The sequence below is a fragment of the Microbacterium nymphoidis genome (genome assembly GCF_021044885.1).
Lineage (GTDB): Bacteria > Actinomycetota > Actinomycetes > Actinomycetales > Microbacteriaceae > Microbacterium > Microbacterium nymphoidis.
Genome location: NZ_JAJNOD010000001.1, coordinates 811485 through 830860 on the forward strand (window position 1 = coordinate 811485; position 19376 = coordinate 830860).

The following is a 19376-nucleotide window of genomic DNA, read 5'->3' on the forward strand; positions in this document are numbered from 1 at the left end:
CCTCCGGCGTCTTGGCGCGACGCTCGGGTCAGGTCGGAGACCACGGCCGGGCACTCACGCAGAGGATCCCTTGCCGCCGAGGAGGTCTCCCACCTTGTCCTTGGATACGACGAGGGCCACCACAGTGACGGCTGCCGCGCCGAGGCCCTTCAGCGCCGTGATTCCCGCTTCCTTGCCGGCCGCCTTCAGATGTTCCTTGCTCTTGAACGCTTCTTTCCAGTCGGTGCTCCGGATCACGTCCAGCGCCAGCTCCACGCCGATGGATTTCACCAAGCCGGTGATCGACTTTTTGGTCACATCGATCGCCTGTACGGCCGCGAGTGCCTTGTTCTTATGCCAGATCCCCTGCCGGTCTGCGCGCGTCGCAGCCGCGTCCATGCGCCGTATGAGCTCCGACGCAGTCTCGAACACCTGGGCTCGGTGCTCGTCTCTGAACTCTTCAAGGGACAAACGACGGTTGTTCACGTTGCCGGGATCGATCTCAAGCACTCGATCGACCTCGAGCACGGCCATCTGATCCTGGAGCTGGAAGCAGCGCACCACGACCGACAGCCAGCACTCGGCTTCGCCTTGGATGGCTGGGATGCTGACGGAGATGTCCTTGAGTCTCTTCTTGCTCTCGAGGTCCTCCGCCAGTCCGCCGAGCCTGCGTAACGCCTTCCTCAGCGTCTTCTTGATGGCCGACGACTCGCCCTGGACCTTCGACCAGGCGATCTCGTCCGCGCGGCCCTCACGGTCGCGGATGACGAAAGCCTCGCGCAGTTCGTCCTCGATGCCTTCGAGGTCGCCCAGAAGCTCGTCGCGCTGGTTGCGGAGCGCCGCATCGAGCTTGCCGTCGATCGTTTCGAGCAACGCCTTGAGCTGGGCGACCTCCCGCTGCCGCGCGGCCTGGGCGAGGACGCCCGCGGCACCGGCGAGCACCGCCGGGTTGGTGGGCGATGCCCCAACGCCGGTCTCCACCGAGACCCAGGACTGCACTTTCCCCGGCACGCCAACCATGGCGTACTTCACACCCTTGACACCCGTGTCGATCAGGCCAGCGTCTTGGATCGCTTTGGCGGACTCAGGCGTGACCTTGAGCCACATGCCGAACCCACCGGCCGCTTTCGTCGCTTCCTGCGCGAGCGAAGCACCGACCTGGATCATCGGTGAGAGCCTTTCGAGGCCCACCTCGCTGGCACCCTTCATGAGCCCGTAGGCGTCCAGAGCCCGCTGCACGATGCCTCGATCAGCCCCAACGACGAGAATGTTCTCCCCGTCACTTACGAGTTCGATGCGATCACCGCCGTCGATTTCGTCGTCGCGATGCTCCCCGGGACGCTCCGTGCTCATAGGCAGGACAATACATGCCCGCTCCGACATCGACTTACACACTCCGGGCAAGCTTGATCAGATGTCACCTATCCGTGCAGCAGTCCCCTCCGTCGAACGTCAGGCTTCGGAATCACCATGACCGTCGGGATGACGAGACCGACCTGATCGACGGGATCATCATTGTGTGGTCCGTTCGTCGATCGCACGCGATTGTCCGCTCGCACGGGGCCACCGCCACAGTCCGACACACCGCAGGCCGAATTGTCTTGATCCACCTGGAACCGTTGGAGGCCGACGTGAGGCCGATTCAATCGGCCTCGTACACACGTGTGCGTCGCCGAACCTAGGTTCGGCGACGCACACGTGCGAGACTCTGGAACAACTAACGAAGCAGCAAGCTACCGCGTCTCAGGCCGACTCATTTGCGAGCAGAAACTCAACTACCGGCAAGTCCGCGAAGCACGTACTGCAAGATGCCGCCGTTGCGGTAGTAGTCGGCCTCACCGGGGGTGTCGATGCGCACCACGGCGTCGAACACGACCTCCTGCTTGCCCTCGGGCGAGAACTCGCTCGGGGTCGCGGTGACCTTGACCGTCTTCGGGGTGACGCCCTCGTTCAGCGCCTCCAGGCCCTCGATCGAGACGATCTCCGTGCCGTCGAGGCCGAGCGATGCCCAGCTCTCACCGGCGGGGAACTGCAGCGGGACCACACCCATGCCGATGAGGTTGGAGCGGTGGATGCGCTCGAAGCTCTCGGTGATGACCGCCTTGACGCCCAGCAGGCTGGTGCCCTTGGCAGCCCAGTCGCGCGACGAACCCGAACCGTACTCCTTGCCGCCGAAGACGACGAGGGGCGTGCCCTGTGCCTGGTAGTTCTGCGACGCGTCGTAGATGTAGGACTGCGGACCACCGGGCTGGGTGAAGTCGCGGGTGAAGCCACCCTCCACCTCGGCGCCGTCGTTGACCGCACGCACCAGCTGGTTCTTCAGGCGGATGTTCGCGAACGTGCCGCGGATCATCACCTCGTGGTTTCCACGGCGCGAGCCGTAGGAGTTGAAGTCCTTCTGGGCCACACCGTGCTCGGTGAGGTACTGCGCGGCGGGCGTACCCGCCTTGATGTTTCCGGCCGGGCTGATGTGGTCGGTCGTGACCGAGTCGCCCAGCGTCGCCATCACGCGCGCGCCGACGATGTCGGTCACCGGGGTGAGCTCCATCGTCATACCGTCGAAGTACGGCGCCTTGCGCACGTAGGTCGAATCGGCGTCCCACTCGAAGACCGGACCGGTCGGGGTGGGCAGGCTCTTCCAGCGCTCGTCGCCGTCGAAAACGGTGGCGTACTGGGTGATGAACTGCTCGCGCGAGATGGAGGAGTCGATGATCTCCTGCACCTCCTCCGGGGCGGGCCAGATGTCCTTGAGGAACACGTCGTTGCCCTCGCCGTCGACACCGAGCGCGTCGTTGTCGAAGTCGAAGTGCATCGAGCCGGCCAGAGCGTAGGCGACCACCAGCGGCGGCGAGGCCAGGTAGTTCATCTTCACGTCGGGGCTGATACGACCCTCGAAGTTGCGGTTGCCGGACAGCACGGCCGTGACAGCAAGGTCGTGGTCGTTGATGGCGCCCGAGACCTCGGGGATGAGCGGACCGGAGTTACCGATGCAGATGGTGCAGCCGTAGCCAACGGTGTAGAACCCGAGACCCTCGAGGTCCTTGTCGAGTCCGGACTTCTCGTAGTAGTCGGTGACGACCTTCGAGCCCGGGCCGAGCGTGGTCTTGACCCACGGCTTCTGCTTCAGGCCCTTCTCGCGCGCCTTGCGTGCGAGCAGACCCGCGGCGATCATCACCGAGGGGTTGGACGTGTTGGTGCACGAGGTGATGGCGGCGAGGGTGACCGCGCCATTGTCGAGGATGTACTTCTGGCCCTCGGGCGTGGTGACCTCGACCGGGTTGGAGGCCTGCGGGGCCGCGGAGGACGCGAGCACCTTGGGCGCCGTCACGGCCGCCTCGATCTCGACCTCCTCACCCGGGACCGAACCAGCGTCGGAGGCGGGGAACGATCCGGCGTCCGCCACGTCCACGGGCGTGGCCTCGGCGTAGTTCAGGATGTCCTGCTCGAACTGGGTCTTGGCCTCGGACAGCAGGATGCGGTCCTGCGGACGCTTCGGGCCGGCGATGGACGGGACGACCGTCGACAGGTCCAGCTCCATGTACTCGGAGTACGAGGGCTCGTTCGCGGCGTCGTGCCAGAGCTTCTGCTCCTTCGCGTACGCCTCGACGAGAGCCACGGCGTGCTCGTCGCGACCGGTGAGACGCAGGTAGTCCAGCGTCACGTCGTCGATCGGGAACATGGCCGCGGTGGAGCCGAACTCCGGCGACATGTTGCCGATGGTGGCGCGGTTGGCCAGCGGCACCGAGCCGACGCCCTCACCGTAGAACTCGACGAACTTGCCGACCACGCCGTGCTTGCGCAGCATGTCGGTGATCGTGAGGACCACGTCCGTCGCGGTGACGCCCGCGGGGATCTCCCCGGTCAGCTTGAAGCCGACCACACGCGGGATCAGCATGGAGACGGGCTGGCCGAGCATGGCGGCCTCGGCCTCGATGCCGCCCACGCCCCAGCCCAGCACACCCAGGCCGTTGACCATCGTGGTGTGCGAGTCGGTGCCGACGCAGGTGTCGGGGTAGGCGCGCAGCACGCCGTTGACGTTGCGGTCGTAGATGACCTTCGCCAGGTGCTCGATGTTGACCTGGTGGACGATTCCGGTGCCCGGGGGAACGACCTTGAAGTCATCGAAGGCGGTCTGGCCCCAGCGCAGGAACTGGTAGCGCTCGCCGTTGCGCTCGTACTCGATCTCGACGTTGCGCTCGATGGCGTCGGGCCGGCCGAACAGGTCCGCGATCACCGAGTGGTCGATGACCATCTCGGCGGGCGAGAGCGGGTTGATCTTGCTCGGGTCGCCGCCGAGGGCGGTGACAGCCTCACGCATGGTGGCGAGGTCCACGATGCAGGGCACACCGGTGAAGTCCTGCATGACAACGCGGGCCGGCGTGAACTGGATCTCGGTGTCGGGATCGGCATCCGGGTTCCAGGAGCCGAGAGCCTGGATCTGCTCCTTGGTCACGTTCGCGCCGTCCTCGGTGCGCAGGAGGTTCTCCAGCAGCACCTTCAGGCTGAAGGGGAGCTTCTCGTAACCCGGGACCTGATCGATCCGGAAGATCTCATAGTCGGTGCTGCCGACCGTCAGGGTGCTCTGTGCACCGAAGCTGTTCACCGTTGACACGAGGTTCTCTCCTTAGCGTCTTTCGTCACCGCTGCGTTCCATCTTGGAGCGCCGAACCGATCAGGGCTAGCAAGGCCCGCCTAACCAGTGTGCGCCGCGAACGCCGCTCGCAACAGCAGGGAATTTATCTTGACGTCAAGATAAATCTATCACGATGCGGGCCGCCGCTCGGCAGCCACGCCACAACGCCGCAGTGGGTGCGACCGACCGGTCGTACCCACTGCGGCGTGTCGCCGTCGGATCAGTCCGTGGCGGGCGCTGCAGCGGCGGGGCCGTCGGCGGATCCGGCATCGGCGCGACGGTACAAGGCGCGGACGGTCAGCCACGTCACGGCCACCAGCGGGGCGAACAGCGGCAGCCCCATCACGAGCTTCAGTGTGCCGAGCAGCGCGACCGCGCTGGACTCGCTTCCGGGCTGCAGCGACGCCAGGTAGACCGGGAACTGCACGGCCAGGCGCAGGAAGAACAGCGCCGCCCAGGCGATGGCGAGCCAGAAGTACACTCGCCGCTTGCGCTTGGAACGTCGCCACGCGGTGCCCTCTCCCATCAGGTACCCCGCTGCCAGCCCGATGAGTGACCAGCCGATCAGCGCGGAGACCAGCAGCGCCAGCCCGTAGGCGGCGTTGGTGATGAGTCCGGGGACGAAGTTGTTCGATGCATTGCCGGTGAACAGCGCCAGAGCCGCCGCGACGACCGCAGCCATCAGCCCGCCGATCGCCGCCGTGGGCGTGGAGCGCGCCATCAGCCGCAGCACCGTGAAAACGACCGCCAGGCCGACAGAGATGATGAGGGCCGGGATGAGCTTCTGCATGCTGTCGCCGGTCCACAGCGTGAAGGCGAGGATGAAGGCGAGACTCGGCAGCACGCTCTCGGCGATCCCGCGCCAGCCCCCCATGGCCGCCCACACCACGTGTCCGGTGGATGCCTGCCGCGAGGGATCAAGACCGGCCTGGCGCGCCGCATTGCCGAGCGCGGCGCTCAGCAGGTCCGAGGCGGAGGGCTCGGGCGGCGTCAGCGCGGTGCCCTCGCTGTCAGCGGTGGATCCGCCGTCAGACGTGGAGCCGCTCCCCTGCTTGTCGGTCACGCCGCTCCCGGCGCTGCCGGCATCTTCAGCGGGATGAGATCGCGCGGCGGCATCGGCGAGCCGCCGCGCACCACGACGATCGAGCGGAACAGGTCCTCGACCTGCTCGGCCGCCGCCGTGTCATTGGTGGCAGCACCGCCGATGACACCGCGCAGGAACCAGCGCGGGCCGTCGACTCCGACGAACCGAGCCAGCCGCATCTCGGATGAGCTGCCCGCCACGACGGGCACCTCGGCGAGAAGCTCGGGACCGAGGGGCCCCTCCCGCTCCTCCACTCGCCCGCCCTGCTGGCGCACCTGCTCGCTGATCTGCGCGCGGGTCTCCTCCCAGAGTCCCGTGGTGCGCGGCGCCGCGAAAGGCTGCACCTGCAGCGACGAGTCGGCGTAGTCGAGCCCGACCGCGACGATCCGCTTGCTCTGCTCCTCCACCTCGAGGCGCAGGTTGAGCCCTTCGCGCGGCAGCACCTTGATGCCCCCGAGATCGATGTAGGGGCGAACCGGGTTCGCCTCCGACTCGTCGAACGGGCCGCTGGTGGCGCGGTCCTCGGGTGCGGACTTCTCGGCCGACGTGGGCGTCTCGTCGCTCATGCGTTCACTCCTGTCTGTGTGCCGTAACCGGTGGATCCGAATCCGCCCTCGCCTCGCGCGGAGCCGGGAAGCTCCGCCACGGGGATGAAGGTGGCACGGGTGACCGGCATGACGATGAGCTGAGCGATCCGGTCGCCGACGGCCACGTCATACGCGGCCTTGCGATCGGTGTTCAGCAGGGAGACCTTGATCTCGCCGCGATAGCCCGCATCGACGGTCCCGGGCGAGTTGACGATCGTGATCCCGTGCTTGGCAGCAAGACCGCTGCGAGGAACCACGAAGGCCGCATAGCCGTCAGGCAGGGCGATCGAGACGCCGGTGGGAACGAGGGCCCGCTCACCCGGCTCCAGTCGCAGAGCCACCGCGGAGCGCAGGTCGGCGCCGGCGTCACCGGGGTGGGCGTAGCTCGGAGGCTCGGATGCGACAATGAGGACGTCAACGGAATCGGTCACCCCACGAGGGTAATGCAGAATGCAGGGCGAAGAATGACCTCCACCCCCACCTACCGCGAGCGTCTCACGCCCTCCCTCTGGATCCTGCTGTCCGCAGCGGTGGTTGCACCCATGGTGGCGCTGGTGTTCGTCCGCGTGGAGCCGACGATCGCATTGGCCATCGGAGCTGCCGTCGGCTTCGCCATCATCTGCGCCCTGATCGCGCTTTCCCCTCGCGTGGAGATCTCCGGCGGCGAGCTGCGCGCGGGTCGCGCTCACATTCCCGTGGACTTGCTGGGAACTCCCGCACACGCCGTGAACGACGAAGCCCGCGCTGCTCGAGGTCAGGGCCTCGATGCGCGGGCTTGGCATCTGATCCGGGGCGGGATCGACGGCATCGTCACGATTCCCGTGATCGATCCCGCCGACCCGACGCCGGTCTGGGTGGTGTCCTCCCGGACACCGGATCGCCTGGCTGCGGCGATCGTCGCTGCGCAGCTTACGCAGCGCACTCCCGACAGATAGGACCGGAAGCGGTCTCGTGGTCCAGCTGGGAACGGTGCTTGACCAGGAAGCAGCTCACGCAGGTGAACTCGTCCTCCTGGGGGGGAAGCACGACGACGTCGAGTTCGAGGTCGGAGAGGTCGGCGCCGGGGAGCTCGAACCCTGAGGGGTTGTCTGCATCCTCGGAATCGATCGACCCGGACGCCTTGTCGGGTACGCGTTCCTTGAGGGCCTCGATCGACTCGCTTTCGTCCTCGTTCTTGCGGGGTGCGTCGTAATCGGTGGCCATGACGGGTATATCTCTTCTTCCGTAAATGTGGGGGTCACCTGTGTGAACAGGCGGCGATAGTTTGCATGACCGTGGGAAGTTTCGCAAATGGGTGTTTTCCCAGCTTCGCCATGCATCCCTCGCAGCCGATCAAACTCGCGGCACGCCCGCGGTATTCCCCGCCTCTGCCGGTGCGCGTGGGAGCATGAAACGAACCCACACAGCGGAAGAGGCGTGGCGAAATGGAACAGCTCACCATCATCGGTACCGAGGGCGAACGACTCGTCCTGGTCACCGAGGCCGGCGACCGTTATGCGCTCGCCATCGATGACGTCCTGCGGACCGAGCTGAAGAAGGCCGCGCGCCGGGAAGCCGCCCCGGAGGCGCCGCATGCGAGCCCCCGCGACATCCAGACCCACATCCGCGCCGGTCTGTCCACCACAGAGGTGGCGGAGCTGTTGGGCACCACCGTGGAGGCAGTGCAGCGCTACGAAGGCCCGGTGCTGGCCGAACGCGAGCACATCGTGAGCCAGGCGCTGGCGGTCCCGGTGCTGGTCGGCAGCGAAGTCGAACCCGATGGAACGCTGAGTTTCGGCATGGCCATCCGGGCCAAGCTCGCCGAAGCGGAGGCCTCCGGTGAGCGCTGGACCAGCTGGAAGGGCGAGGACGGCTGGATCGTCAAGCTCGAGTTCGTCTCCGGAGAGGTCGAGCACGACGCACGCTGGGGCTTCGATCCGCGGCGCAGCACGCTGTCCCCGCAGAACTCCGCCGCGACGCAGCTGTCGCGTCAGGGGTCGCTCCCCGAGGGCCTCATCCCCCGCCTGCGGGCGCTGGACACGACGCCCGCAACGGCGGCAGCGACGACAGCGACGCCATGGAAGGACGAGTCCCGCTTCGACAGCGGCGCCTTCGGCCCCCGGCGCCTGCCCGATCCTGCACCGTCCGACGCCGGGGACGGCGCCGAGACCCCGCAGCGGCCCAGCACGGCCGTGGACGCCGCCATGAATCGCGCCCCGGAGCCCGACCGCCCCACGCACCCCGACACCGCTGACCTTCTGGAAGCGCTACGGCGCCGCCGTGGTCAGCGCGAGCCCGCACCCGCTTTGGAAGACGAGGGCGCCGGTCCGGGACTGGTCACAGCACCCGCCCCGCTGGCCCGCATCGATGCCACTCCGGCAGCACCCGCGCCGGCGCCCGCCCCGGTGGAGGCCGGGGACGACGCCGAGATCGTCGCGGAGAAGCAGGCGGCCGCCGAGCGTGACAACGGCAAGGGGCGGCGCGGACGCACGTCGATGCCCAGCTGGGACGAGATCGTCTTCGGCGCACGTACCGAGGACTGACCCGCGCTCAGACCGCGAAGGCTCCGGCGCGGATGAGCGGCACGATCGTCTCCTCCGGCGTGATGCCGCCGTGCTGGCCGACCATCTTCTGGGGACGGGTGTCGGTTCCGCGATCGTCGTAGTAGGCCCAGATCCCGCGACTGACCACGAGCAGATCACCGATTCGCGGCGCGACTTCGGGATGGACCTCGCCGAACAGACCGAGCGCGATCGCCTCGTCGCGCGTGATCACATCGGCCGTGTTCTGCGCATCGGCCGCCCAGCGGGCATGAACGCGAGACCGGTCGGCGCCCGATTCGGTATAGACGTGCAGCATCCGCGGCTCGCCGCCGACGTGCGCCACCCCGTCCCAGCGCGGGTCGTCCTCCCCGAGGAGCACGTGGCGGAATCGCGGCACGTCGATCATGCCGTGATCAGCCGTCATGACGAGACCGATGTCGTCCGGAATCGGAACCATGAAGGCGCCGTCGACGTCTTCGAGAGCCGCGCGCCACTGCGGCGAGGCGACACCGAATTTGTGGCCGGCCTTGTCAACCTCCGGCAGGTAGCAATACACCAGTGCACCCTCGTGCTGCGCGGCAAGGCGCACAGCCACCGAGACCCGGTTGGAGATGTTGTCGACAGCCACGTACTCGCTCCCGCGCAGAATGGCGCGCGTAAAGCCGGAGTCGGCATACTCCCCCGGTCCGACCGCGAACGACGGACGTCCCTCGGACGCTGCGCGCTCGAACACGGTCTCGCTGCGCTGCCAGGTGCGCGGATCGACACCTTCGCGTTCCCAGCCGCTGAGCTGGTTGACCAGCATGTCGGAGCCGGGATCGAGGACCTTGTAGCCCACGAGCCCGTGCTGCCCGGGGTCGGATCCGGTGAGCAGCGAGGTCAGGGCGGCCGCCGTGGTGGATGGGAAGACCGACCGCGCCACATCCCGGCGCCGCATGAGCGAGCCGAGGCGCCGCGCGTGCCCGGTGTGGGCCCGCAGTTGCAGGGCGCCGAGACCGTCGACGACACAGAGCACCCCGGAGCGTGCGGAACCGAATCGTCCCTCGCTCCCCAGCGATTCCAGGACATCCGACGCCACCCCGGTGATGCTCCGAGCGTGCGCGGGCGCGGCAGGTAGCATGAGGGACATCGGGGCCCAGTCTCGCACATTTCCCCGATGCACCCCTGCTGTCAGGGCGTTTCCCTCCACCCGAGTCTCCGGAGATCCACACCGCATGGCACGCAAGTCGACCGATATCGAGCCCGTCGTCGAGCGCATCGAAGACGTCGATGTCTCGGCGGAGATGCAGGGATCATTCCTCGAGTACGCCTATTCGGTCATCTATTCTCGCGCTCTGCCCGATGCCCGCGACGGGATGAAGCCGGTGCAACGCCGCATCCTGTACCAGATGGCCGAGATGGGCCTTCGCCCCGACCGTGGCCACGTCAAGAGCGCGCGCGTGGTCGGCGATGTCATGGGCAAGCTGCACCCGCACGGCGACTCAGCCATCTACGACGCCCTGGTGCGTCTCGCGCAGCCGTTCTCCCTGCGGGTCCCGCTGGTGGACGGTCACGGCAACTTCGGCTCCCTCGATGACGGGCCCGCCGCTTCCCGGTACACCGAGGCGCGCATGGCGCCCCCCGCGATGGCGATGACGGAGAGCCTCGACGAGGACGTCGTCGACTTCATCCCGAACTACGACGGTCAGTACCAGCAGCCGGCCGTGCTGCCTGCCGCATTCCCGAACCTGCTCGTGAACGGCGCGAGCGGCATCGCCGTGGGCATGGCCACCAACATGGCGCCGCACAACCTGATCGAGGTCGTCGCCGCGGCGGTCCACCTGCTGGAGAACCCCGAGGCCACCACCGAAGAGCTCATGGAGTTCGTGCCGGGGCCCGACTTCCCCTCCGGCGGCATCGTCATGGGTCTGGACGGCGTCAAGGACGCCTACGCCACCGGGCGCGGCGCGTTCAAGGTGCGCGCCAAGACGTCGATCGAGTCGCTGGGCCCGCGCAAGACCGGCATCGTCGTCACCGAGCTGCCCTATCAGGTCGGTCCCGAGCGGGTGATCGAGAAGCTCAAGGACGCCGTGACGGCGAAGAAGCTGCAGGGCATCAGCGACGTCCACGACTTCACCGACCGCAACCACGGTCTCCGGATGGTGATCACCGTCAAGACCGGGTTCGATCCCGCCGCGGTGCTGGAGGCCCTCTACCGTTTCACACCGCTCGAGGACTCGTTCTCGATCAACAACGTCGCCCTGGTGGACGGTCAGCCCCAGACGATGGGGCTCAAAGAGCTGCTGCGGGTGTACCTCGACCACCGGATCGAAGTGGTCACACGGCGCAGCCAGTACCGCCTCGACCGGAGACGCGAACGTCTGCACTTGGTCGAGGGCCTGCTCATCGCGATCCTCGACATCGACGAGGTCATCCAGGTCATCCGGACCTCCGATGACTCGGATGCGGCTCGTTCGCGACTTCAGCAGGTGTTCGATCTCTCCGAGCGTCAGGCCGAGTACATCCTGGAGCTGCGCCTGCGGCGCCTGACGAAGTTCTCCCGGATCGAGCTGGAAACCGAGCGGGACAAGCTGACGGCCGAGATCGAAGAGCTCGAACGCCTGCTCGGTGACCCGGTGCTGTTGCGCGGCCAGGTCGCGCGCGAGCTCGACGCTGCCGCGGAAGCCTACGGGACGCCACGGCGCACGCTGTTGCTCAACGCCGCACCGCCGAAGGCCCGCACGGCACGGGCAGCGGCCGCTGCCGACCTGCAGTTCGCGGACGCGCCGACGCTGCTGCTGCTGTCCGCGTCCGGCCGCGCGGTGCGCGTGGACGGCGACGGCGAGACCCCGCTGACGCCGCCGACGCGACGCAGCAAGCACGATGCGGTGCTCGCACGCCTGCACACGACGACTCGGAGCGAGATCGGCGCGGTGACCTCCCACGGGCGTGTGCTGCGCTTCTCCCCCGTCGACCTGCCCTCGGTGCCGCCGGCGTCGGTACAGCTCGCCGCGGGTGTGGCGCTCAAGGACTACCTCGGCATCACCGACAAGGCCGAGCGCATCCTCGCGCTCATCCGCTTCGACGACAACACTCCCCTGGCGCTCGGCACCCGCGACGGCGTCGTCAAGCGCGTCATCCCCTCCGCACTCCCCGTCCGTCCGGAGCTGGAGATCATCTCGCTGAAGACCAAGGACATGGTCGTCGGCGCCGTTCCAGCACCCGACGACGCGGAGCTCGTGCTCGTTTCCAGTGACACGCAGCTACTGCACTTCCCCGCCGAGAGCGTGCGGCCTCAGGGTGCCCCCGCGGGCGGTATGGCGGGCATCAAGCTCGGCGCGGGTGCATCCGTCATCTTCTTCGGCGCGGTGGCTCCCGGAGCTGCCGCACAGGTGGTCACCGTCTCCGGCTCTGACGCCATGCTCGCCGGCACCGACGCGGGGCGGGCGAAGGTGAGCGACTTCGCCGAGTTCCCGGGCAAGGGACGCGCCACGGGTGGCGTGCGTTCCCAGGCACTGTTGAAGGGCGAGGATCGCCTGACCCTGGCATGGGTGGGCGAAGACCCGCGGGCGATCGGCGCCGATGGTGCAGTGCGTCAGCTCCCCGCCGGGGGCGCCAAGCGCGACGGGTCCGGTGTGCCGTTGGAGTCCGCCATCGCCTGGGTCGGCACCGCGATCGCCTGACGCTGCTTCATCGCGCGCACATCGCTCGAATCCTCATCGAATGAGAGCAAGGTGCGCACAATGGACCGGGCTCAGATCCACGGGACCATGTTCGCCAGGACGGCGGGGTCGGCGGCGGGGCGTACGGCGGGCGCGATCGACAGCGTGATCCGTGGCGACTGTTGGTACTGGGCCACGACCACGAGGTACCGTCCCGGTGGGCGCCCGATGCGCGGCGTCGCCTCCGTCACGAGCCGTCGGCCCGAGAACCCCGCGGCACCGGTGAGCTCCTTGAACGTGGGAACGGCGAGAACGCCGTGGGAGGCCACGATCGTATGCGTGAACGTGCGGATCGGACGATCCGGACGGCTCTCCGCCGGTGCGAGAACGTCCAGCGCGGCGCCGGGGCCGAGGTGCATCACGATCCCGTGCTCGTGCTGCCGTTCGGCCGCATATCGCGTCAGCTGATCGGCGAGCGTCGGCGCCTCACTGACATAGGACGCGAAAGCGTGCGGATCGATGAGACAGAACCAGCCGTCACGGTCCAGCTGCAGGCGCGTCATCTCAGTCACGCCTCCACCGTATCGCCCGCCGATCTGGATTCATTGCGCGCGATTGGCTCCTCAACACGCCGAATTGGCGCCATTCGCGCGCGATGAACGCGGATCAGGCGTCGATGGATTCGCGAGACAGCCGATCCGACGAGTCGATGATGAACTCGCGGCGGGGGGCGACGTCATTGCCCATCAGCAGCTCGAACACCTGGTTCGCGGCGTCGGCATCGGCAAGCGTCACCCGTCGCAGCAGCCGGCCGCGCTTGTCCATCGTCGTGGTGGCCAGCTGATCCGCGTCCATCTCGCCGAGGCCCTTGTAGCGCTGCACCGGCTCCTGCCAGCGCTTGCCGGCCTTGGTGAGCTTGGCGAGCAGGCCATGGAGTTCCGCTTCGGAGTAGGTGTAGATCGTCTCGTTCGGCTTGGAGCCGGGGTTCATCACGATGACGCGGTGCAGTGGCGGCACGGCCGCGTACACCCGGCCCGCCTCCACCAGCGGGCGCATGTACCGGAAGAACAGGGTGAGCAGAAGCGTACGGATGTGCGCGCCGTCCACGTCGGCATCGCTCATCAGGATGATCTTCCCGTAGCGCGCCTGCGTGATATCGAACGTGCGCCCGGACCCGGCCCCGATGGACTGGATGATGGCAGCGCACTCCGCGTTGCCCAGCATGTCCGAGACGGAGGCCTTCTGCACGTTGAGGATCTTGCCGCGGATCGGCAGGAGCGCCTGGTGCTCGGAGTCACGGGCGAGCTTCGCCGTGCCGAGAGCCGAATCGCCCTCGACGATGAACATCTCGGACTGGGAGACATCGCTGGAGCGGCAGTCGACGAGCTTGACCGGGAGGGAGGACGACTCCAGGGCGTTCTTGCGCCGCTGGGTCTCCTTGTGTGCGCGCGCGGAGATGCGCGCCTTCATCTCGGAGACCACCTTGTCCAGCAGTTGCGAGGCCTGGTTCTTGTCGTCGCGCTTCGTGGACGAGAACCGCGCTCCGAGCTCCTTCGCGACCACGCGCGCCACGATCTGACGCACGGCGGGCGTCCCCAGGACTTCCTTGGTCTGTCCTTCGAACTGCGGCTCCGGAACGGTGACGGTGAGCACCGCCGTGAGGCCCGCCAGCACGTCGTCCTTCTCCGGCTTGTCGCTGCCGGACTTCAGGCGCCGCGCGTTGGCGGCGACCTGGGCGCGGATCACTTTGAGGAGCTCCTGCTCGAAGCCCTGCTGGTGCGTGCCGCCCTTGGGCGTGGCGATGATGTTCACGAACGATCGCGTCGTGGTGTCATAGCCCGTGCCCCAGCGCAGTGCGATGTCCACCGAGCACTCGCGCTCGACGTCCGTGGCCTGCATGGAGCCGTCCGGCTGAAGCACGGGGACGGTCTCGTGGAAGGTGCCCGACCCCTGCAGCCGCCAGGTGTCGGTGATGGGGGCATCGGAGGCGAGGAACTCGACGAATTCGGAGATGCCGCCCTCGTACCGGTGCAGCGACTCGTTGCCACCCTCGGCGCGCTTGTCGACGATGCGGATGCCCAGCCCCGGGACAAGGAAGGCGGTCTGTCGCGCACGCGTCTCCAGCTCGGCGAGCTGGAAGGCGGCGTCCTTCGTGAAGATCTGACGGTCCGCCCAGTACCGCACGCGCGTGCCGCTGACGCCCTTGCGCACCTTGCCCACCACACGCAGCTCGCTGCCGTCCGCGAACGGCGTGAACGGGGCGTCGGGGCGAGGCTCCCCCGCGTCGGCGAACGTGCCGGGCTCGCCGCGGCGGAACGACATCGCGTAGGTCTTGCCATCGCGGTCCACCTCGACGTCGAGTCGCTCAGACAGCGCGTTCACGACCGACGCACCCACGCCGTGCAGACCACCGGAGGCGGCATAGGAGCCGCCGCCGAACTTGCCGCCCGCGTGCAGCTTCGTGAAGACGACCTCAACGCCGGTGAGACCGGTGCGGGGTTCGACATCGACGGGGATGCCGCGACCGCGGTCCTGGACCTCGACGCTGCCGTCATCGCGCAGGATCACATCGATGTCGGCGCCGTTTCCGGCGACCGCTTCGTCGACCGCGTTGTCGATGATCTCCCAGAGGCAGTGCATGAGCCCCGGCGATCCGTTGGATCCGATGTACATGCCGGGGCGCTTGCGGACGGCTTCGAGGCCTTCCAGCACCTGGAGATGATGAGCGGAGTACTCGGCAGTCACGATCCCCATCGTAATTCGCACCGCCGACGCCGCCCGCCAGGCGCGCGGATCTGCGCCGCGCCCGCGTATTCCCGCGGAACGACGCGTACGCGGTGAGCGAAACACGCGGCCGGACGGGCCCCGCAGACGCCGCACGTGGTTGACTGAAAGCAGTCTTCAGCCGCGCACCCGATCAAGGAGGCACCCGCGATGAACACCACGCTCACCCCCGCCGAGCCGACGGTCTACCGGCTCACCGCGATGGACCGCTGCGATTCGTGCGGCGCCCAGGCTTACATCGCCGCCGAGGTCAACGGCTCAGAGCTCCTCTTCTGCGCCCACCACGGGCGCAAGTACGAGGCCAAGCTCCGCGAGGTCGCCACGTCCTGGCACGATGAGACCGCGCGTCTCGCCGAGGCCAACTGACTCACGAAGAAGGGGGCTCCCGCTGCGGCGGGAGCCCCTTTCTCATATCCGGATGCTCATGCGCGGTAGGTGCGCGGAAGGTCCGATGCGAGCCGAAGGACGATCTCCTCGCCGATCGTGCCCAGACGCTCCGCGAGATCGGTGGCGGAATCCGCCGGCGCCGTACCGAACAGCGTGACCACCTGTCCCGCCTCCGCGTTGTCCCAGTGCGGGATGCGCAGCGTCTCGGCCGCGATCTCCGTCACGGGGAGCCGTCCCCCCGGGGTCGCCGCGGTCAGCACCCCGGCAGCTGTCGACATGAGCCCGGTGACGTAGCCTGCACCGATGATCGTGTCCTTGCGGCCGACCTTCTCAACCTCCGCCTGGAGCGATCCCACGATCGCCAGCCCCAGCTCGGCCTCCGACGGACCGTCGGCTGAGCGGATGCCGTAGTGGAAGGCACCGATGCGCACCATGTCATATCGGAACTCGGGGCGGGCGAAGGCGGCGGCGCTCGCCGCCAGGTGCAGCTTCTGCGGGGCGAGCCCGGCAGCACGCGCCTGAGCCACGGCAGCATCGAACACCGCCCGAGCGTCGTCGTCATCGGCATCCGAGGCTTCGCCGATGTGCGACCAGATGCCGACGACCCGTACCAGCCCGAGGGCCTCCAGCTGGGCCGCGCGATCCACGAACACGGGCCACTCCTGCGGCCGCACGCCGTTGCGGTGCAGCCCGGTGTCGATCTTCAGATGCACATCTGCGGTCACGGCCCGGGTCTGAGCGACAGCAGCCACATCCTCCAGGAGCGCGGCGGAGCCGACCCCGATGTCCAGACGCGCCCCCAGTGCGTCAGCCACATCGTCCCGTCCCGCCAGCATCCACGCGAACACGCGCGCGTCGGGCGCCAGGGCGCGAACGGCCACACCCGTGCACACGTCCAGAGCGCCGAACCACGTGACGCCCTCGGCGACGGCGCGGCTCACGACGCTGTCGAGACCGTGCCGGTAGGCGTCGTCCTTCACCACGAGCATCGCCTCCGCCGGGGCAACGCGCTCCCGCACGGTGCGGATGTTGGCCGACAGCGCCGCCAGATCGACCACGAACTCTGCACTCACGCCACGACCTCCCGACGCGCCCGGTTGCCGATCGCCGGCAACAGCTCCTCCAGACCGAGCCCCGTGAGGGAGATCCACTCCGCCCAGGCCGGCTCTCCGCGGTCCGGGTCGCCGAGGAACACGACTTCGCCGCCCGGCGCGACATCGGACGCCCCGACGTCGACGACGCAGACGTCCATCGCCACGCGCCCCACGATCGGGCGGCGGTCACCGTTCACCGTGACCGCCAGGCGATTGCCGAGCGAGCGCACGATGCCCTGCGCATAGCCGCCGGTCACCAGCGCCACCCGGGTGTCCTCGGACGCCGTGAACGTGTAGCCGTAGGACACGCTCTCACCCGCGCGCAACACCTTCACACCCAGGACGTCGCCGCTCAGCGTGACCGCCGGCCGGGTCTGCGGGAGGGCTCCCGCGGCGACGGCCGCCGTCACCACAGCGAAGGTGGGCGGAACCTCACCCGCGAAGGCCGAGGGCCCTGCGTCATCCACGATGCCCGCCAGCGACTGTTCCCGAGCCACGGCGGTGATCAGCTCGGCGCCGAGTCCCCACCCGTCGTGGCGCGCGTCGGCGTACACCTCACGGGGATGACCGGAGAGGTTCGCGGCCACGGCGGAGCGGGACACGCGCAGGATGGGATGGGTGCGGCCGATGAGGTCGTGCGCGGAGGTCATCGCATACGGCCTTCCGTGCGTTCGGAGGGGGCGTTGTCGTGCATAGGAGCCTTTCGGATGCGCTTCGGGACCGGGCGCCGAATGGCGGATCTCCGGTCCATCCGCCGTGCGGACACCGCCGTCGATCCTAGTCGCCACCGCTCCGCAGCCCCTGTGGATCCTGCCCGGATGCTCAGGGGCGCGCGATACCCGCCGGTAAACTGAGGGCGAGAAATCAAAGGAGCACCATGGCCTCGTCTGCCTCATCCCTCCCGGTGCGCGTCAAGTACGCGGTCGATCGCGCGCTGCGCATCAACACCGGATCGCTGATCGCGCGCGCCAAGGAGACCGCCGCGCACCACCACCGTGCGGTCCCCGCCGTGGTGCTGGACATGCTGTGGTCCGCGGCTCGTCACGACGTCGGCTTCCAGGACTACGTCGACTACGACTTCGCGATCCTCAGCCGTGCCGAGCGCGCCACCTACATGACGCACCCGATCTCGAACCGCATGTCGCAGCTGCTCGACAAGCCGGAGGGGCGCGCAACGTTCCACGACAAGATCGCGTTCAACCGCGCGTTCGCACCGTACCTGGGCCGCGAGTGGCTCGTGCTGGGTGAGAACCCCGCGTCGGACACGGACGCGCTCCAGGCGTTCGCCGAGCGCCACCCCACGTTCATCGCCAAGACCCCGCAGGGCTCCGCAGGTCTCGGGGTGCACCGCTACCAGGCCGCGGAGGTGTCCGATTGGAAGGCCTTCACTGCGGAGCTCGTCGGACGCGGTGAGCTGCTGATCGAGGAGGTCATCCTCCAGCACGAGGACATCGCAGCGTACTGCCCCGGAACCGTGAACACGACCCGCGTCACGGCGTACTTCGACGGCACCAAGACCCACATCCTCGCAGCGGCCCAGAAGTTCGGACGCGGCGCGGTCAGTGACCAGATGTCGTTCGGCGGCTTCTACACGATGCTCGACGACAACGGTCACGCCCGCAGCGCCGGCTACGACTCGCACGAGAACGTCCACGAACTCCACCCCGACACCCACAAACGCATCGCCGACTTCCAGCTGCCCATGTGGGATGAAGTCGTCGCGTACGTGGACCGCATCGCGCGCGTGATCCCGTCGATCCCCTACGTGGGCTGGGACATCGTGGTGACCCCGAACGGGCCTGTCGTCATCGAGGGCAACTGGGCGGCCGGCGTGTACGAGAACAAGCCGAGCGTGAGCGGCATCCGCACCGGACACCGCGAACGCTATCGCGCGGCCACAGGTATCTGAGGCACCGAGAAACGCAGAAGGGGCTCCGTCACGAGTGACGGAGCCCCTTCTGCGTTCTCAGGCCTTGCGGATCACGCCGAGCGGCGTGGACTGGTGTCCCTGGCCCAGCGGATTGTCCTTGAGGATGCGCACGAGGCGCTGCTCCCCCGCCTTCGACAGCGTGGAGCCCAGGATGTTGCCACCCAGGTCGTTGATGTCGACCACGGCCACATCGGCCGGAGTCTTCAGCAGCGCCTTGAGGTGCGCCGCAACCTCGGCCGGACGCTCCGGTCCGAGGACCACGGCCTTGTTGTAGGGCGGGATGGTGCCACTGGTGGGCCCATCGATCGCTCGTGCCTTGTCTCCCGCGATGCGGTAGAAGTCGCCCTTGCGCCCGAACGCCTTGGTCACTGCGGCGACGGCCGCAGCGAACAGGATCTTCGGGGTGCCGCACTCGCGCAGCGCCATCTCCATGGTCTCGGGCATGCCGAGACCGATGCCGTACGGGGTGCGGGTGACGTACTTGGAAAGGAAGTGCGCCAGCTTTCGCGGCGTGATGTCTTCCACCAGGTAGGAGCGCCCCTGCGTGATCGCGACGATCTTCTCGGTCACGAACAGCGTGTCGCCGGGCACCAGGGTGCCCTCGGTGACGTACTGCTGGATGAATGCATCCAGGTCGTCTCCCGGCATGACGACATGCGTCTTGATCGGAAGCCGCTGGAACTGCTCGCCGTCGACCTCGATGAGGAGGTTCTTGCCTTCGTTCGCCTCTGCCAT

General features: G+C 68.0%; 17 protein-coding genes. 5 read left to right on the forward strand and 12 right to left on the reverse strand.

The window, feature by feature from the left end; genetic code table 11:
• Positions 1–54: 54 nt before the first annotated feature.
• From LQ566_RS03920 to dut, 5 genes are all read right to left on the reverse strand, one after another.
• Positions 55–1332 (reverse strand): hypothetical protein, encoded by a 1278-nt coding sequence (locus tag LQ566_RS03920; protein WP_231090277.1) that lies wholly within the window; start codon positions 1330–1332, stop codon positions 55–57.
• Between the two features lie 418 nt (positions 1333–1750).
• On the reverse strand, positions 1751–4591 hold the full coding sequence (gene acnA, locus LQ566_RS03925; protein WP_231090278.1) for an aconitate hydratase AcnA: 2841 nt from the start codon (positions 4589–4591) through the stop codon (positions 1751–1753).
• A gap of 241 nt (positions 4592–4832) precedes the next feature.
• Entirely contained in the window at positions 4833–5606 is a 774-nt protein-coding gene (locus tag LQ566_RS03930; protein ID WP_231091371.1) for a DUF3159 domain-containing protein, read from the reverse strand.
• 65 nt (positions 5607–5671) lie between these two features.
• Positions 5672–6262 (reverse strand): DUF3710 domain-containing protein, encoded by a 591-nt coding sequence (locus LQ566_RS03935; RefSeq protein WP_231090279.1) that lies wholly within the window; start codon positions 6260–6262, stop codon positions 5672–5674.
• A complete protein-coding gene (gene dut, locus LQ566_RS03940) occupies positions 6259–6714 on the reverse strand; it encodes a dUTP diphosphatase (protein ID WP_231090280.1) in 456 nt (151 codons plus the stop codon). The genes LQ566_RS03935 and dut overlap by 4 nt, the downstream gene beginning before the upstream one ends.
• A 33-nt stretch (positions 6715–6747) precedes the next feature.
• Between dut and LQ566_RS03945 the strand changes: the two genes are divergently transcribed.
• The gene (locus LQ566_RS03945) at positions 6748–7218 is read left to right on the forward strand and encodes a DUF3093 domain-containing protein (protein ID WP_231090281.1); all 471 of its coding nucleotides are present in this window, start codon (positions 6748–6750) and stop codon (positions 7216–7218) included.
• Here the strand turns inward: LQ566_RS03945 and LQ566_RS03950 are convergent.
• The gene (locus LQ566_RS03950; RefSeq protein ID WP_231090282.1) at positions 7193–7486 is read right to left on the reverse strand and encodes a DUF4193 domain-containing protein; all 294 of its coding nucleotides are present in this window, start codon (positions 7484–7486) and stop codon (positions 7193–7195) included. The genes LQ566_RS03945 and LQ566_RS03950 overlap by 26 nt on opposite strands.
• A 221-nt stretch (positions 7487–7707) precedes the next feature.
• Here LQ566_RS03950 and sepH point away from each other — a divergent pair, with 221 nt between their 5' ends.
• Positions 7708–8805, forward strand: coding sequence for a septation protein SepH (gene sepH / locus LQ566_RS03955; RefSeq protein WP_231090283.1), 1098 nt, complete (start codon positions 7708–7710; stop codon positions 8803–8805).
• Positions 8806–8812: 7 nt separating this feature from the next.
• Here the strand turns inward: sepH and LQ566_RS03960 are convergent, their stop codons facing one another.
• Positions 8813–9883, reverse strand: coding sequence for an alkaline phosphatase family protein (locus LQ566_RS03960; RefSeq protein ID WP_231090284.1), 1071 nt, complete (start codon positions 9881–9883; stop codon positions 8813–8815).
• Between the two features lie 136 nt (positions 9884–10019).
• Here LQ566_RS03960 and LQ566_RS03965 point away from each other — a divergent pair, with 136 nt between their 5' ends.
• Positions 10020–12467 carry a DNA gyrase/topoisomerase IV subunit A gene (locus LQ566_RS03965; protein WP_231090285.1) on the forward strand — a complete coding sequence of 816 codons (2448 nt, stop codon included), beginning with the start codon at positions 10020–10022 and terminating at the stop codon, positions 12465–12467.
• Between the two features lie 71 nt (positions 12468–12538).
• Here LQ566_RS03965 and LQ566_RS03970 read toward each other — a convergent pair whose 3' ends face one another.
• Together LQ566_RS03970 and LQ566_RS03975 are read right to left on the reverse strand one after the other, a co-directional pair.
• Entirely contained in the window at positions 12539–13018 is a 480-nt protein-coding gene (locus LQ566_RS03970; RefSeq protein WP_231090286.1) for a hypothetical protein, read from the reverse strand.
• Between the two features lie 94 nt (positions 13019–13112).
• Positions 13113–15200 (reverse strand): DNA gyrase/topoisomerase IV subunit B, encoded by a 2088-nt coding sequence (locus tag LQ566_RS03975; RefSeq protein WP_231090287.1) that lies wholly within the window; start codon positions 15198–15200, stop codon positions 13113–13115.
• A 180-nt stretch (positions 15201–15380) separates the two neighbouring features.
• Here LQ566_RS03975 and LQ566_RS03980 point away from each other — a divergent pair, with 180 nt between their 5' ends.
• A complete protein-coding gene (locus LQ566_RS03980) occupies positions 15381–15596 on the forward strand; it encodes a DUF7455 domain-containing protein (RefSeq protein ID WP_231090288.1) in 216 nt (71 codons plus the stop codon).
• A 56-nt stretch (positions 15597–15652) separates the two neighbouring features.
• On the opposite strand, the gene LQ566_RS03985 is transcribed toward LQ566_RS03980, so the two are convergent.
• Both LQ566_RS03985 and LQ566_RS03990 read right to left on the reverse strand, forming a co-directional pair.
• The gene (locus LQ566_RS03985; protein ID WP_231090289.1) at positions 15653–16690 is read right to left on the reverse strand and encodes an alanine racemase; all 1038 of its coding nucleotides are present in this window, start codon (positions 16688–16690) and stop codon (positions 15653–15655) included.
• Positions 16687–17361 (reverse strand): alanine racemase C-terminal domain-containing protein, encoded by a 675-nt coding sequence (locus LQ566_RS03990; RefSeq protein WP_231090290.1) that lies wholly within the window; start codon positions 17359–17361, stop codon positions 16687–16689. The genes LQ566_RS03985 and LQ566_RS03990 overlap by 4 nt, the downstream gene beginning before the upstream one ends.
• A gap of 227 nt (positions 17362–17588) precedes the next feature.
• Between LQ566_RS03990 and LQ566_RS03995 the strand changes: the two genes are divergently transcribed.
• Entirely contained in the window at positions 17589–18620 is a 1032-nt protein-coding gene (locus tag LQ566_RS03995; protein WP_231090291.1) for a sugar-transfer associated ATP-grasp domain-containing protein, read from the forward strand.
• Between the two features lie 57 nt (positions 18621–18677).
• Here LQ566_RS03995 and LQ566_RS04000 read toward each other — a convergent pair whose 3' ends face one another.
• Positions 18678–19376, reverse strand: coding sequence for a coenzyme F420-0:L-glutamate ligase (locus tag LQ566_RS04000; RefSeq protein ID WP_231090292.1), 699 nt, complete (start codon positions 19374–19376; stop codon positions 18678–18680).

Excerpts from the sequence above, each read along its gene's own strand:
- LQ566_RS03920 (WP_231090277.1), bottom strand. The coding sequence starts at position 1,332 with ATGAGCACGGAGCGTCCCGGGGAGCATCGCGACGACGAAATCGACGGC.
- LQ566_RS03935 (WP_231090279.1), bottom strand. The coding sequence starts at position 6,262 with ATGAGCGACGAGACGCCCACGTCGGCCGAGAAGTCCGCACCCGAGGAC.
- LQ566_RS03945 (WP_231090281.1), top strand. The coding sequence starts at position 6,748 with ATGACCTCCACCCCCACCTACCGCGAGCGTCTCACGCCCTCCCTCTGG.
- LQ566_RS03950 (WP_231090282.1), bottom strand. The coding sequence starts at position 7,486 with ATGGCCACCGATTACGACGCACCCCGCAAGAACGAGGACGAAAGCGAG.
- sepH (WP_231090283.1), top strand. The coding sequence starts at position 7,708 with ATGGAACAGCTCACCATCATCGGTACCGAGGGCGAACGACTCGTCCTG.
- LQ566_RS03965 (WP_231090285.1), top strand. The coding sequence starts at position 10,020 with ATGGCACGCAAGTCGACCGATATCGAGCCCGTCGTCGAGCGCATCGAA.
- LQ566_RS03975 (WP_231090287.1), bottom strand. The coding sequence starts at position 15,200 with ATGGGGATCGTGACTGCCGAGTACTCCGCTCATCATCTCCAGGTGCTG.
- LQ566_RS03980 (WP_231090288.1), top strand. The coding sequence starts at position 15,381 with ATGAACACCACGCTCACCCCCGCCGAGCCGACGGTCTACCGGCTCACC.
- LQ566_RS03990 (WP_231090290.1), bottom strand. The coding sequence starts at position 17,361 with ATGACCTCCGCGCACGACCTCATCGGCCGCACCCATCCCATCCTGCGC.
- LQ566_RS03995 (WP_231090291.1), top strand. The coding sequence starts at position 17,589 with ATGGCCTCGTCTGCCTCATCCCTCCCGGTGCGCGTCAAGTACGCGGTC.
- LQ566_RS04000 (WP_231090292.1), bottom strand. The coding sequence starts at position 19,376 with ATGGCAGAGGCGAACGAAGGCAAGAACCTCCTCATCGAGGTCGACGGC.